Genomic DNA, 14025 nt, shown 5'->3' with positions numbered 1-14025 from the left:
TAATTGACTATTTTTTACTTAAAAAATCAATATTTATTTTTATGCATCCTACTTATTTTTATACGTGATCGAGGCAATTTAAAAATCATTTCTGCTTTAAAAGCATTGTAATCAGGTAAATTCTTATAGGTATAAATACTGATTATTTACATGCGAATCAACCACGGGATAACACTCAGAATAATACCGCATACAGACATAATCATTGTATTTTCAATAAAATAAGGGAAAATAATTAAAGTAATGCCACAGATAAAAGGCATGTTCATTCGCTGTCTTTTCCCATAGATAAAATAGCCTAAGCCAATTGAGCTAAAGATCAAGCCTAAGAATAGGGGTGCTGTATTCATTATTTTCAACGATAGACTGGGCGGTTGTTATTTACACGATCATGATTAAAAATGGCTTAAAAGACAAGCTGTCATTTGGCTTGGGTAAATAGAAATTCATTTGTACATAACCTACATACTTTTGCACAATAATTGAATTGGAAAGCGCATTTCAAATGCTACACTCATCTTTATTCAATTTACATTTGATCAAGGTACAAGATAATGAGTGCCGTGTTACCTGTCGCCCAACGTGGTGAAGACATTTTAAAATTAATCGCAGCGCCTGTGGCTGAAGCTGAGTTTTCAAGTTCTTGGTTAAACGAATTATCTAAGGCCTTACAAGCCACCATGTTAGAGCGTAATGGTGTTGGGATCGCGGCACCACAAGTCTATGTTTCTAAACGTGTGATTATTGTTGCTTCAAGAGCGAATCCCCGTTATCCAGACGCACCTGAAATGGATGCAATTACAATGATTAATCCTGAGATCTTAGAAAAATCTGAACAGACCATTTTGGGTGAGGAAGGATGTTTAAGTGTGCCCAATGAAAGAGGGCAAGTGGCTCGTGCTGAAGCGGTTACTGTGCAATTTTTTACGCTGACTGGTGAAAAGATTATTCAGCAATTTCATGGTTTCCCTGCACGCATTGTGCAACATGAAATCGACCATTTAAATGGGATACTGTTTGTTGAAAGACTTTAAACTGAGTAAGCTTGGCTAAAAATATATCTTTAATTTTATCTTTAATTTTAGCCAAGCTTTTCTACGTAGAATTGCTAATTGGATATTGTTAATTGGACTTCGCGCGCTGCAAAGCACCATTCCATAAGCTTAAATGATATTGTCTTTGGTCTGCGCTCATCTTCGGCTCAAAAGCACGATCTAATTGCCAAGATTCGGAAATTTCACTGAGATTATTAAAAACACCTGCCTTTAATCCTGCCAATGCAGCAGCACCCCAAGCCGTAGACTCTAAAAGTTTAGGGCGTAGCACAGGGACATTTAAAATATCTGCTTGAAATTGCATCAGCATGTCATTTTGACTTGCACCACCATCCACACGTAATTGTTTTAAGGGTTGTGCGATATCTGATTGCATTGCAGTTAAAACGTCTGAAACTTGAAAGGCAATTGATTCTAAGGCAGCTCTGGCAATATGTGATTTATTGGTTCCACGTGACATTCCACAGAGTAAAGCGCGTGCTTCACTGTCCCAATGTGGCGCTCCCAAACCTGTAAAGGCTGGAACCAAAACGACGCCATCTGTAGTGTCAACTTGGCAAGCTAACTTTTCAACTTCAGCACTATTTTTGATAATTCCTAAACCATCTCTTAACCATTGCACAATGGCACCAGCCATAAATACACTGCCTTCTAAGGCATAATGGGATTGGTTCTGGCATTTCCATGCTAAGGTGGTGAGTAATTTATTTTTGCTATATTGAATATCTGTTCCTGTATTGAACAGCATAAAACAGCCTGTCCCATAGGTATTTTTGGCTGTTCCAGCTTCAAAACATGATTGCCCAAAGAGTGCAGACTGTTGATCTCCTAATACGCCACAAATTGGAATTTCCGCACCAAGAAGCCCTGTGGCGGTATTGGCAATATAACAATCAGATTGAATGATTTTAGGTAGAACACTCACCGGGATATTAAATAATTCAATTAATTCAGCATCCCATTGCTGTGTTTTTAAATCCATCAGCATGGTGCGTGAAGCATTACTTGCTTCGATGACATGCTCTGAACCTTGGGTTAAATTCCAAATCAACCAACTGTCGACTGTACCGAATGCCACATGATTTTGTTCAGCAAGTGCTCTTAAGCCTTGTATATTTTCCAATAACCAAACCAGTTTTCCAGCACTAAAATAAGGATCGATTCTTAATCCTGTTTTTTTGTGTATTTTTTCAGATAAATTGTTTTGAACTAACTGATTGCACCAGTCTGTAGCGCGTCGGTCTTGCCAAACGATGGCAGGGGCAAGTGGTTTACCTGTTCGCTTATCCCAAACTACCGTAGTTTCACGTTGGTTGGTTAAACCAAGTGCTTTAATGTCTTTGGCCAATAGTCTTGCCGATGCGATTGCTTGCTGTACGACGGTGATTTGTGTGGTCCAAATCTCCATGGCATCTTGCTCAACCCAGCCCGAATGTGGGGTTTTAATTTGGGTTTCCCGTTGAGCAGAGGCATATACCTTTCCATGCTCATCGAAGATAATTGCTCTGCTAGAGGTCGTTCCTTGATCAAGTGAGAGTAAATAGCTCATCTTTTTTATATTTGTCCCTTGAAAAATAGTGATAGTAGCGCAATTATAGAACTAGGCGCATCATTTGATATAAATGTAGTGAATTATCTGCTTAATTTGCAACAATTATGTTATGATGGCCGTGTTATCTGGGGATGTTATTGGCTTCGACGCCGATGATGAAGCTCATAGATGCATGCCGAGAGCGCATTTTCTCTCGTAAATCAAATTTGCATATTTTAGTCGCAAACGACGAATCTTACGCTCTAGCTGCCTAAGGGCAGCTTGTCCGCTTCACTGAATACTTGTGGTCAGTGGACCCGACTGTAGCGCACGCACACAAGTCCGTATAAAGTCAAGCCTCGGGGCTTTATACTAAACTTAGAGGATCGCGTTTTGTACCCTGTTCGTCGGGTCACTTAATGTTAAAATAATTGACGATATCTAAGCATGTAGTATTCTCGAGTGTAGTGTTGGCGGACGCGGGTTCAACTCCCGCCATCTCCACCAAATTTCAATCCAGAGAAGTCTGGATAAATCCAAAAAGCCTTAATTTTTAATAAATTAAGGCTTTTTTTATTGTTTTTTGTTCTGTTCAATTCCAACACTGTCCAACTGAATCCAAGGTGACTGTGGGTTAAAAATGGGTTAAATTAACCCACAGATTCCATAATTATGGGTTTTTTATAAAATGGCATTAACAGAAATTCAGTGTAAAAAAGCTGAAATAAAAAATAAGTCGTATCGTCTTTCTGATTCGAATGGATTGTCATTGTTTGTTGAGCCTACAGGTAAAAAGTATTGGTCTGTTAGATTTACAGTTGATGGCAAACGTAAATCCAAATCTTTGGGTAAATACCCTGAAGTGACTTTAAAAGAAGCTCGAAATCTTGCCTTTGAATTAAAACATAAGGTCAGTCAACAGGAAGATATCGAGGAGCTAAAACCTAGTTTTAAAGAGGTAGCTGAAGACTGGTTTAGTAATCAAGTCGAAGGTTGGTCACCAAAACATATTTTAAATGTCCGTGCGTCATTAAATGAGTTGTATGTTGATTTAGGTGAGAAACCTATAGATAAAATTACTGCTTCTGAAATATTAAAAGTAATTAAACAAATAGAAGAGAGGGGTTCACTAGAGATTGCTAAACGAACTTTGTCTCGCTGTGGTATGGTAATTAAATTTGCTATAGCAAATGACTACCGAATGGATAATCCAGCTGCTGCTTTAGTACCAGCATTAAAGTCTCGTAAAGTCGAGAATTTAGCTTCGTTATCTGTGAAAGAAATGCCAGTATTTTTAGCTAAAGTTAAGGCATATCCATGTGCTAGGCAAATTCAGCATGCAATTATGATTATTATGCTAACAGGAGTTCGTGTTAGCGAATTATTGCAAGCACATTGGAATGAATTTGATCTTGAAAACAAGATTTGGGATATCCCTGAAGAGCGTATGAAAAATCGTTTACCTCATCGTGTTCCACTTTCGGATTTGGTTATAGATGAGTTAATACAACTTAGAAGCCTACATAATAATGATCTTTTATTTCCAAATCGTCTCAATTATAAAAAGCCAATGACGAGTGAATCTATTTTACAGGTAATAAAAAGAGTTGGTTATTCAGGAAAAATGACTACACATGGATTCCGCGCTTTATTCAGTACGGTTGTAAATGAAGCTAATCTATTTAATTATGATGCTATTGAGCGACAGCTTGCTCATGTTCCTCAAAATAGAATCCGTTCAGCATACAACAGAGCACAGTATTGGGATGAAAGAGTAAAAATTATGAATTGGTATAGTGAATGTGTGAAAGCATGGGTTATTTATAATGATTGATTTTAAAAGTGTTATATCTTTTAGTAAATGAATTGAAAATTATAAGAATTAGAGCTATCTATTAAGTTTTTTTTATCTTTTAAATTATTGATTTTTTATTATTTTATATGTTGTTTTAGATTGGATTGTCTAAATAAGAATTATTCAGATGACTATTGGATAATTGGTAAATTGAGTTCTTCCGAAACAGCCTTGTATATAAATGTACCGCATGCCTACTTTTTGATCTTGTTCTTAATACTCATAGTCATGAGGATCCTTTTTATCAAGGTTATCTTGATCTGTAATTAGTTGATCAGTAGGTAGTCCTACTTTTTGCTTGGTTTGGTTTGGGTTTGGATAAATGAGCTTGGCTGACTTAGTCTTTGCTAGTTGAGCTGTAGGTTTTTCCTGCCTATTTTTATTTAGCAATGGTTTTGTTTCATCTTTGGTTGGAATGGGTGTGCCAATGAGAGCATCAGCATTTTGCTCAGTGCTTTCGTTTTTGGATCTAGTATCCCAACTTTTCGATTCGGGCAAGGTTATTTCATTATGGATAGATTCTGTAGAGATAGGTATGCTTTCAACCTCATTTACTGATTTCGTTTCTTTATTGATGTTTTGACATGACTCTAAATGCACCTGATTTTCGTTCTCAAATTGCATTAGTTTTTGAGCGTCTTTATTCCTATCAGTTAAATTATTTTTTTGCTTTGCTTGAATTTCACTTTCATTTTTGTGTGTGTTGAGATTGGTTTTCGAGAGCAAATGCTGTCGATAGCTTGCAAGCTCAGCAAGATAGTTTTTTTCGCGTTCATGCGCCAAGTTTAACTGTGTTTGTAGCGAGATATTTTGCGAAATGAGCAGGTTTAAAATCTGTTTAAAATTAATTTCACTATCTTTATTTGATTTTTTATCGAGTAACTCGATAATAGCTGGCATTGCTTCTTCAAAATCTATTTTTCCATTGATTATTTTGAGTTTATTTTTTGTTTGCAAATGATAAATCTGTGTTCTGGAAAGTCCTGTTCGTTTACTTAGTTGAAGTACAGTTAATTTTTCCATGTTTAAATCTGTTTAAAATAAGCCTTTGTGTTGAGTGATTATACTTATAAATCGATTCAATTTTTAGTTAATAAACTTAGAAAATGTGCTTTGTGAGATTTTTTTTAATTATAGGGTGTGAAAAAGTGTGCTATTTTTAGTTTGTATGATTGGGTGGTCTATATGACTGTGCTTTTGAGAAGAGTTTATTAGATGAAACTATCAAAAATTGAGTACACACAGCGTACCAAAGAGCTACAAATTCATTTGAATTTTTATCTGATGCAGATTAAGCCCATTGACATGAAACCGATGGGGCTGCGCGATGAATATTATGCTGTAATGGCTTATCTTAAAATCGTTTTACAGCTTGAAAAACTCATTTTAAGTTTTGTGTATAACGGGAAATTAGAACGTAATGAAGAACAGGATCTATTTGACCTACTACACGAAATATATAAACGAGGAATAGGGCGTTTTGAGCTAGAAGAAATGCCTGCTTTGGATATGGGGCAGATACAGCAGGCAAATGTTGTGTTATTTGGTCAACTACATGGCATAGCTAAGGTGATGCTCGACTCCGATTATACGAAGGCGCTTTATCAATTTTATTGTATATGGCTCGAAAATATTTCAGTAGGGACTCACAAAGAAAGTTTTACTGATCTCATTAAAAAAAGAAATATTATTATTTTGCAAAAAACTTTATCTATTCTAGAGGAGTTTAAGTCAGACATTTGGAAGTTAAGAGATAAACGGATCACAGAATTACAATCTAAGTTTGATCAAATGTTAGGTTCAAAAAACAGTGTAAAAATACTCTGTGTTAATTTATTTGTACCCGAACACTATGGTGAAGCTCAAATTCAATTTTTAAATGAAGCTTTAAAAAAACTTCGTAATCAAATGGGTAAGCAAGAAAATTATCTTGGTCTGTTTTATAAACTTGAATATGGTATTGATGGACAATTTTTTTACTTTTGTGTAGTGGTTTTTGAAAATTTTAAAAGTATTGCGATAGATGTGTTATATAAAAATATTGCTACTGTTTGGCAAGCCATATGTATGGGAAATCATAGTTTAGAAACTGAACCTTTAGATCATTTGTCAGAGTTGCTCAATATCAAGCTTTACCGTACCGCGACTTTACAAGCCGGAGTCATTTCTAGAAGCGGACCAAGTTATACTCAGTTTGTAAGAACAACACTTGCTTATATTGCCAACGCACTACATCTTTTACAAATACATTATAGGGAGGTTGTTTGGACTGAAGAGGAGCCGTATGACTGTGCCGATAAACCTAGAGAAATCCGTAAAAAGGCCATTACGCCAAGAAAACAAAAAAAATTGGAACATCATCAGGAAAATCAGTCTCTTCTACAAGCATTAAAATTAAAAAATGTTTTTAAGCCTTTGCAAAAGGATATCCTGGATATTGGGCTGTGTTATGAACACATCCCCTATATTGATCAGTCATACAGCCAGAATATTCTGGACTTCACACCGGCAATGATCCGGATGGAAGTCGCGGTGCTTTTAGCCCCTGTCTGGAAAAGAGATCCAGTTATGAATGTCGGTAAAGAAATTAAGGAAAATGATTGGGGCGGTTTAATCCAGGATGATGTACAAGAACACAAGAATATTGAAATTTTACTTCAGTATGCTGATTTTATGGGCCCGCGGATTCTATGCTTTATCGCTGCTTTTTTAATGCTCCCAAAACAATATTCTCATGTCTATGGTTTTAGTTTGTATAAAACTGCATTACATCAGAAGATTCGTGAATTAATGGCTTTACCCCTTAAAATGTTTAAGGAACAAATAAAGGGCTTGGTAGATGAGCATTTGATGCCCGCTGCTGCTATTACCAAATTAGATAGCCTGCTGACTAGCCGACGGCTTCACACAGAATCATTACAAGACTGGTTAATGGTGCAGGAGCGAGTCAAAAAAAGATCATTTCTCGCGGTTGAGAGCTACGTAAAAAAACTGGAAATCAAACAGAATATTTACAGAGATGTAGAATTTACGATTACCGTTCAAAATTCTCAATCTTTAAAACCAATCGATACCCTTTTGAGAAATGTTATTGATCATTTTAACAAAACTCATGAGGAGCTGATGGGGTATATTGGATATTGGAGTTTTCAGCAGGTAGATGAGCAGATGATTAAATATATTGCGACCCTCACATTTTATTTGGATGAACGTTATATAGAATCGATAGGACCAGAAAGTTGGTTTGAAAAGCTCAAGCTTCAGGCGGATTTACGTCTAGGTAAAAAGATGAATGCATTGAATATTGATAAAATAAAGGTGAAACAAATTCTTTTTCAAGACGGCATTATTGAGTACATCGAGTCTTTTCAGTCAAGATTCATTAAAAAAAATCACCCTAAACGTTATGTCTCCAGTCACTTATTTGCCTTGATTCATCGTGATTTATACTGGATGCATACAGCCATCCTTCAGAATCAAATTTTGATTCGCGGGAGAAATGGCTACAAAAAAAGATCTAGAAAAAAGGAAAAGAAAGAGACTTAACTTCCGCTTCGGGCTGAAGCATAGAAATCAAAGCTATGGTGATATTTTGAATTGAAGACTTGTCGGAAATACGGGGGGACTTTTTAGATTAGGTCCTAGGTAAATGATGTTATATCTAATATATCTTTAATACATATCATTTCTAGTACTTAATATCTATGCATTCTATCTCTACTACTCATATCATTTCAGTTTTAATCATAAGATTTGATATTTCCTATATTTCTATCTAGTCGTGATAAGACGACAAGATAGAGACTGATGGATTTAGAACAATAAAAATTAAAAAATATTCAGATGCGCTACCTATGAAACTTAATAGCATAGTAGATCGCCCAATGATAAATGAAACCGAAACTCTAATTGCACTAGAGCAACTGATTTTAGAAGTGAGTCAGACACTGGATAGTGAGCATTTGACTCATCGACGAAATGAACAAAAACTCAGGGCTTATGCTCGGCAATGCTGTGATTTAATTCCAGTCTTTAAGCAACTTATTTCTCAAGGTCTTCAACTGATGTTCCCTGTAGACCAATTTAAGCGTGTCCTTGACATCGCAAATAGGCTATTTCTTCAATATGGTTTAACTGAACAGGAAATACCTTATGTGGATCAATATATCGAAATTTGTCAGGCGATGTATGTATCACCAGCAGCCTATCAACGAGACCAAAGGAAGTTTCACGATCAGGAGTGTAATAACAGATTTGAGCTTGAGCAGTATCTAGGTAATTTAATTCAAAAGCACTGTAAAACACTTTGGGTGAGGGTTGATCTTAAGTATTTTAGTGAAAGTTTGGATGAGATTTCCATTCTAGATGTTGATCGGCATTTCAAAGCCTTTCGTAAACGCTTGTCGGATAAAGATACCTGCTTTAGAGGTTTAGTTGGCTATGTCTGGGCATTGGAACAAGGTGGGGAAACTGGTGCCTATCATGTGCATTTACTGCTTATTTACAATGGGTCATCAAGAGAAGGAGAGTGGAAGATTGCAAGTGAGGTTAGTGAGTTATGGGAGAATATGACGGATGGTTTGGGTACGGCGTATAACCTACAGGATGCTAAACATCGGGCGACTTATCAAGTAACAGGGAGAGATGGATTGGGGCTAGTTGAGCGAAAGGATTTGAGTAAGATTGCCAATGTCTTTCGCCTTGCTAAGTATTTAACTCAACCTGAAAAGTATGATCAGCGTTTGCGGGCGAAGGTGCCTAGAATGAGAACATTTGCATGTGGGCAATTTAAACCGAGTCCTTACATGTTAAGTCAATCGCGCATGGTATCAAATGAGATCGAATTACCTTTCTAAGCTTGCAACACACTTTTATAGGCTAGGGCGCTTCTAGCGCTCTGGTCTCGCTATGCTTTAGATCTTTAATTTTTTGCTTGGGCATTTATTTTTTATCGGGTCGCACATGCTATGTGCAGAAAGCACGCCTTCATATCGAATAGGAACCAATTAGATGAATGCGATTAATCCTCAAACTTTTCAGATCAACCAAATCTTAAATATCAAACAAGTGATTCAAATTACAGGACTAAGTCGAGCAACAATTTACTCAATACTTGATCCCAAATCTAAATACCATGATGCGACGTTTCCTAAACAAATCTTTTTATCCACTAATAGAGTTGGTTGGATTGCTCAGGAAATTCATGAATGGATTCAATTGAAAATTAGCCAGAGAGTAAGTTGATTTTCAAAGAAGAAATTGAGTCCAAGAATAATTAAAAATAATTGCATTGGTCTTCCTATGAACAAAATAGGAAGATCACCATGCAACCAATGAATTTCCCCTCTCTCGAACACCTAATTGCCCCACGTCTGGAACGTGATGTTCATGAACTATTCTTGAGCATACGAAGTAAACGCGGTGAATATGATGTTAATCACTGGCATACACGGCTGTTAGAAAATATCCAATATTGGCATTTAATCTTTGCAAGCAATGACTATCGTTATGGATTCTGGTTAGAGACCTTGATGAATTGTTATCGTGCCAGCCAATTTGAATCAGGAATACGAGATATTCGTGATCAAGAACAAGCTAAATTGCTCATTACTATGACCTTAGCCAAATTAGAGCGTATTTTCTTAAGTGCTGAAATTTTAGAAGAGCTTAAAGAACAAAATGAAAGACATGTTAAGCAAGTTCAACGATATCAGGATGAATATGACAAAGTCACTCAATACTGCTTTGATCTGAATAAAATTAATCTGATCTGTGCATATCAACCTGAGCTTGCAGGCACAATTTCTATCTTAGAGATGAATAAACATATTCAACACTTTAATAAACATCTTAAGCAACAGGAATATTTTCCTGTAAATTATTTGTATTGGTATAGACGAGTGATTCGTATCCCAGAAAAAAATCAATACATCATGCTTTTATCGATCACAGTCAATGCAAGAATTTATTCAGATACTTCTTATTATGTAGATCGATTGAAAGCGTTATGGAATTTCTCAACAGGTTTTCAGGGACTCGTGATTGACTTAAATGATGATAATAACCAAAGCCATGAATTGGTCAATCAATTGTTTACCGAGTTTGATGATCAGGAGGACCTTGAAGGTTTGCTCAAGCGCGATATTGTCAATACCAGCAAAGACTCAATGGGTGTACGAGTATGGCCTGTAGGCTTTAAGCATTTTATTGGAACCTCAGGGAAATGACATTGAAATTAAAGGATGGAATCAATCAACCATCCTTTAATTTTTACTCAGGTATTGTGAGTGTAAGACTTGTAAAGCAAGTTGATATGCAAAATTACGGGAAATAGATTCAGCCACAAAAAAATCTTGAGGAGGCTTAAAGTCTAAAGTGTGTTTGCGATATAGAATCTTTTTGCCTGTATGTTGATCAATAAAGGTGAATTCATGATATGGGTGTGAATATTCTTGCCCATACAGTGGACCACCAATACATTTGAGTCGCAACATTTATCTCCGTCAAGCTTTGCTACCAGTACATTATAGATCAGAATAGAACACTAAGATTTTGGATATAAAAAATTTATTGGTCATTCAAAATGACAAACATAATCTACGACTTCACTGGTTTTAATCTTGAATTGACTCTGGGCTGGAATTTGAAAAGATTCACCAGACTTATAACGTTTTAAGTCAGGCTTGTTACCAATTTGCACACTACATTCTCCAGAGATGATTTCAATACGTTCAGCTAGATGAGTTTTAAAGGTTAGGGGATCCTCGGATGGAAGAATGACACCTAAAGTTTTTTTAGTTCCATCTTTTAAAACAATAACATGGCTGATTGATGCACCATTAAAATGAACATTGGCCTTCTTCTTTATTGAAATAAAATCAAATTGCTCTGTCACAGATTACTTCCTAAATTTTTATAATGGATTGAGCCTATTTTAATAAATAGCATTCACTCATTTCAATATTTTAAAACTAGGTAAATTTAAAACAGTTTAAAGTTGATTTGCACTTTCATTGTGGCGTGTAGAGTAGTCAATCTATATCTGTATGTATTGACACCCTTTACAGGGCTGATTATCCTTGGCTTGCTGGCCTACATTGCCAGTCGGTTTTGACAGACCGTTTACACACAAGCACATCAAAAAATTAATTTTTTGGTGGCGAACTCGTTCGTTCCTCCTCCGTTGCGGTAGGGCGAGGGAGGGACGCCTTGTGCGTGCTGATTCTTGTGTGTCAGTCTGTCAACCCTTTCTCGTTCTGCCACCATTATTTGACAGTAATTTGGTAGAACTCTTTATTACACACAAGGAGTCCGCCATGCGTACTAATTCTATTATAAATTTCTTTTTATCTTCTCGATCTATGCCTGTGCTTGATTACAGCATATAGCTCTCTTTCGCTGATTTTTCTAAAAAGCTTGATGACGATCAATACAAATCATGAACTTGGGTACTGCCCAGAATAAGTCATGTCTGGGTTTTATTAAAAAAGATTGATTTAAATCCAATCTCAAATAAAGAAATTTCAAATATACATTACCTCATTGAAGCCATAACGCTCTAAGCGCGGGCATTAAAAACATAAGTATGTATGAGAGGATAGAATGAAATTAAAACTCATTTTTTCATTGTCAGCCGGTGTTTTGCTGACTGCCTGTAGTAGCGCATTTGAATCAGAATTTAAGGATGGCTGCCGTAACTTTGGTGGCAATCGTAGTTTCTGTTCATGCAGCTATAACAACGTAGAACAACATTATGGTGAAGATCGACTTAAGCAGATCAAGAACCCCATGCAATTTCCTGAAGATTGGGAAGATCAAGTACAAGAAGCAGGTTTAGCTTGTATGTCTGAATTGAACTAGGAGGGGTTAAAGATGAGAAATCTATTGATCACTTATCTGCTGATTATATTGGGCTACTGGTTCAAATTGATCTGGAGCTTTCCAGCAGGTTATTCCAAAGCCTACCTTTTGGGCAGAGCGTTCGTCTGGCCTTTTACCTTTTTAGAATGGCTATTTTCTTAAAACTCATCAAGAAGCATAACAATGACAAATACAACTCAAATCCCTGCACCAAAACCTTACTGGAAAATCATCGGCGTAGTTTTAGTTTTAGTAATCATCGGTGCTTATCTATTGAACCAACATCTACAACGTAAAGCAGAGCTACAGTTAGCGCAACTGGCTATAGAACAGACCAAAGCCCAAAAAACTCAAACTGCTGATGTAGTCCAAGCTTCAACTGAATCAGCCGATCAAGGTTTAACTGAGGATGCAACAACACAAACTGAGCATTTAGGCCCTAGTGAAGATGACGTTGCTGGTGCGGTCGCAACAGTGGAAGCAGCTAAAGCCTCACAAAACTCAGCGACTGAGCATTTAACTATGCAAGTCGATTCTGAATATCATGAGGGAAAAACATTAAGTTCAAATGCTGCAAAGTATGGGCTAAAGCCAATCAAAACTGCACCAGCTGATCTTAAGGCAACCGTTTCAAGTATTGATCAAATGTTAGCGTCACATCTCATGGAGGTTTGGGGGCGATCTAGCCCAGATCAGGTCGCTAAGCGTGTTGAAGGTTGGAGTCAGCAGGGCAACAGCATTACTTATCGTGCTGCATGGGACTCAGATCGTTATCAATGTACATGGTATGTGGTGCGTTGGAACCAAAGCAATAATCAAGTGTTAAGTGAAGGCTACAAACCTTGTTTTTAAACAATTAACTTTTTTAGAAATTAAATTTTCAATCATTTCTACACCCATTATAAATAGGAATATCACCATGAAAAATCTGAAAATAATCAGCTGTGCTTTATTCAGCTTATTGATGACAACTGCTGTTATGGCAAAGACAGAGCAAATCACTTTAAAAAAAGATCTAGGATTTGGTGAAGAAGCGGTCATTTTTCCAACCAACAAAGGTGAGGTGATCCTTAATCGTTATGCACTTTCTGCAACAGTTGTCAAACAAATCAAATCTTATAAAAAAGGGCAATGTTTAGAAGTTCAATCTCAACATGGATTCTTTAAAGATACTGGTGATGGGCAATATATCCAGAGTATCCGACCATGTAAAAGTCCATCAAGTTTGGCCATACCTAAAGTCAATCGATAAGCTATACACGTTTAAATCTAAATCAAATCAACCCTAAAAACCACGAGCTGATGCTCGTGGTTTTTTTATGTCTATTTATTCATAAATCAAGGAAAAACACGATGCAGCAATGCCCTTATTGCCATTCACCCCATGTGCAATTACTACGGCGAAGTCAACAAGCACAACCTAAAACTCATTTAACGTTTTCATCCTGTTCGCCAATGTCACTGGCAATGGTAGGTATGCAAATCTCTAAACGGCTGGGGATTAATCCCTTTGTTGGTGGTTTTATTGGTTTAGCCGCTGGAGGGATGTTTTTACTTTTCATCCAACAGCAAGACAATTTGATCACCCTACATTACCAGTGTGAGCAATGTCAGGAACACTTCGAAATTCAACACACTGAATGAATCTAACAGTCAACAAAAATCTCACTCTGAAATATTCAGATTGAATTGATTCAATTCATTATTCACTTAAAAAGAAGGAA

Annotated in this window: 15 protein-coding genes and 1 other RNA gene; 11 read left to right on the top strand and 5 right to left on the bottom strand. The window is 36.6% G+C overall.

Annotation, left to right across the window (positions count from 1 at the left end):
* Positions 1 to 146: 146 nt before the first annotated feature.
* Positions 147 to 350, bottom strand: a complete 204-nt coding sequence (locus tag FY049_RS02745) for an amino acid transport protein (protein WP_446083146.1) — start codon at positions 348 to 350, stop codon at positions 147 to 149.
* Between the two features lie 204 nt (positions 351 to 554).
* Between FY049_RS02745 and def the strand changes: the two genes are divergently transcribed.
* Complete coding sequence (gene def / locus FY049_RS02740) at positions 555 to 1034, top strand: peptide deformylase (RefSeq protein WP_335955293.1); 480 nt, start codon at positions 555 to 557, stop codon at positions 1032 to 1034.
* An 88-nt stretch (positions 1035 to 1122) separates the two neighbouring features.
* Here the strand turns inward: def and glpK are convergent, their stop codons facing one another.
* Positions 1123 to 2604, bottom strand: a complete 1482-nt coding sequence (glpK, locus tag FY049_RS02735; protein ID WP_446083145.1) for a glycerol kinase GlpK — start codon at positions 2602 to 2604, stop codon at positions 1123 to 1125.
* A 130-nt stretch (positions 2605 to 2734) separates the two neighbouring features.
* Here glpK and ssrA point away from each other — a divergent pair.
* Positions 2735 to 3093, top strand: a transfer-messenger RNA (tmRNA) gene (ssrA, locus tag FY049_RS02730).
* Positions 3094 to 3274: 181 nt separating this feature from the next.
* Positions 3275 to 4420, top strand: coding sequence for a tyrosine-type recombinase/integrase (locus FY049_RS02725; protein WP_446083144.1), 1146 nt, complete (start codon positions 3275 to 3277; stop codon positions 4418 to 4420).
* 234 nt (positions 4421 to 4654) lie between these two features.
* On the opposite strand, the gene FY049_RS02720 is transcribed toward FY049_RS02725, so the two are convergent.
* Positions 4655 to 5464 (bottom strand): hypothetical protein, encoded by an 810-nt coding sequence (locus FY049_RS02720; protein ID WP_446083143.1) that lies wholly within the window; start codon positions 5462 to 5464, stop codon positions 4655 to 4657.
* A gap of 192 nt (positions 5465 to 5656) precedes the next feature.
* Between FY049_RS02720 and FY049_RS02715 the strand changes: the two genes are divergently transcribed.
* The 4 genes from FY049_RS02715 to FY049_RS02700 all read left to right on the top strand — a co-directional run bounded on the left by FY049_RS02715 (position 5657) and on the right by FY049_RS02700 (position 10668).
* Complete coding sequence (locus tag FY049_RS02715; RefSeq protein WP_446083142.1) at positions 5657 to 7987, top strand: hypothetical protein; 2331 nt, start codon at positions 5657 to 5659, stop codon at positions 7985 to 7987.
* A gap of 389 nt (positions 7988 to 8376) precedes the next feature.
* On the top strand, positions 8377 to 9297 hold the full coding sequence (locus FY049_RS02710) for a hypothetical protein (protein WP_446083141.1): 921 nt from the start codon (positions 8377 to 8379) through the stop codon (positions 9295 to 9297).
* 154 nt (positions 9298 to 9451) lie between these two features.
* On the top strand, positions 9452 to 9685 hold the full coding sequence (locus tag FY049_RS02705) for an AlpA family phage regulatory protein (RefSeq protein ID WP_056513644.1): 234 nt from the start codon (positions 9452 to 9454) through the stop codon (positions 9683 to 9685).
* Positions 9686 to 9765: 80 nt separating this feature from the next.
* Positions 9766 to 10668 carry a hypothetical protein gene (locus tag FY049_RS02700; protein WP_446083140.1) on the top strand — a complete coding sequence of 301 codons (903 nt, stop codon included), beginning with the start codon at positions 9766 to 9768 and terminating at the stop codon, positions 10666 to 10668.
* Positions 10669 to 10704: 36 nt separating this feature from the next.
* Here the strand turns inward: FY049_RS02700 and FY049_RS02695 are convergent, their stop codons facing one another.
* Together FY049_RS02695 and FY049_RS02690 are read right to left on the bottom strand one after the other, a co-directional pair.
* A complete protein-coding gene (locus FY049_RS02695) occupies positions 10705 to 10935 on the bottom strand; it encodes a hypothetical protein (RefSeq protein WP_199994816.1) in 231 nt (76 codons plus the stop codon).
* Between the two features lie 80 nt (positions 10936 to 11015).
* A complete protein-coding gene (locus tag FY049_RS02690; protein ID WP_446083139.1) occupies positions 11016 to 11336 on the bottom strand; it encodes a pyrimidine/purine nucleoside phosphorylase in 321 nt (106 codons plus the stop codon).
* Between the two features lie 707 nt (positions 11337 to 12043).
* On the opposite strand from FY049_RS02690, the gene FY049_RS02685 reads away from it, so the two are divergent.
* From FY049_RS02685 to FY049_RS02670, 4 genes are all read left to right on the top strand, one after another.
* Positions 12044 to 12301 carry a hypothetical protein gene (locus FY049_RS02685; RefSeq protein ID WP_446083138.1) on the top strand — a complete coding sequence of 86 codons (258 nt, stop codon included), beginning with the start codon at positions 12044 to 12046 and terminating at the stop codon, positions 12299 to 12301.
* 183 nt (positions 12302 to 12484) lie between these two features.
* Positions 12485 to 13153, top strand: coding sequence for a hypothetical protein (locus FY049_RS02680; RefSeq protein WP_446083137.1), 669 nt, complete (start codon positions 12485 to 12487; stop codon positions 13151 to 13153).
* A gap of 67 nt (positions 13154 to 13220) precedes the next feature.
* Positions 13221 to 13553, top strand: a complete 333-nt coding sequence (locus tag FY049_RS02675; protein ID WP_446083136.1) for a hypothetical protein — start codon at positions 13221 to 13223, stop codon at positions 13551 to 13553.
* A 101-nt stretch (positions 13554 to 13654) separates the two neighbouring features.
* Positions 13655 to 13945: a hypothetical protein gene (locus FY049_RS02670; protein ID WP_446083135.1), complete on the top strand. Its 291-nt coding sequence runs from the start codon at positions 13655 to 13657 to the stop codon at positions 13943 to 13945.
* Positions 13946 to 14025: the final 80 nt, after the last annotated feature.

It is taken from the genome of Acinetobacter sp. 1125_18A, assembly GCF_052824985.1.
This window is presented reverse-complemented; position numbering and strand designations above follow the sequence as displayed.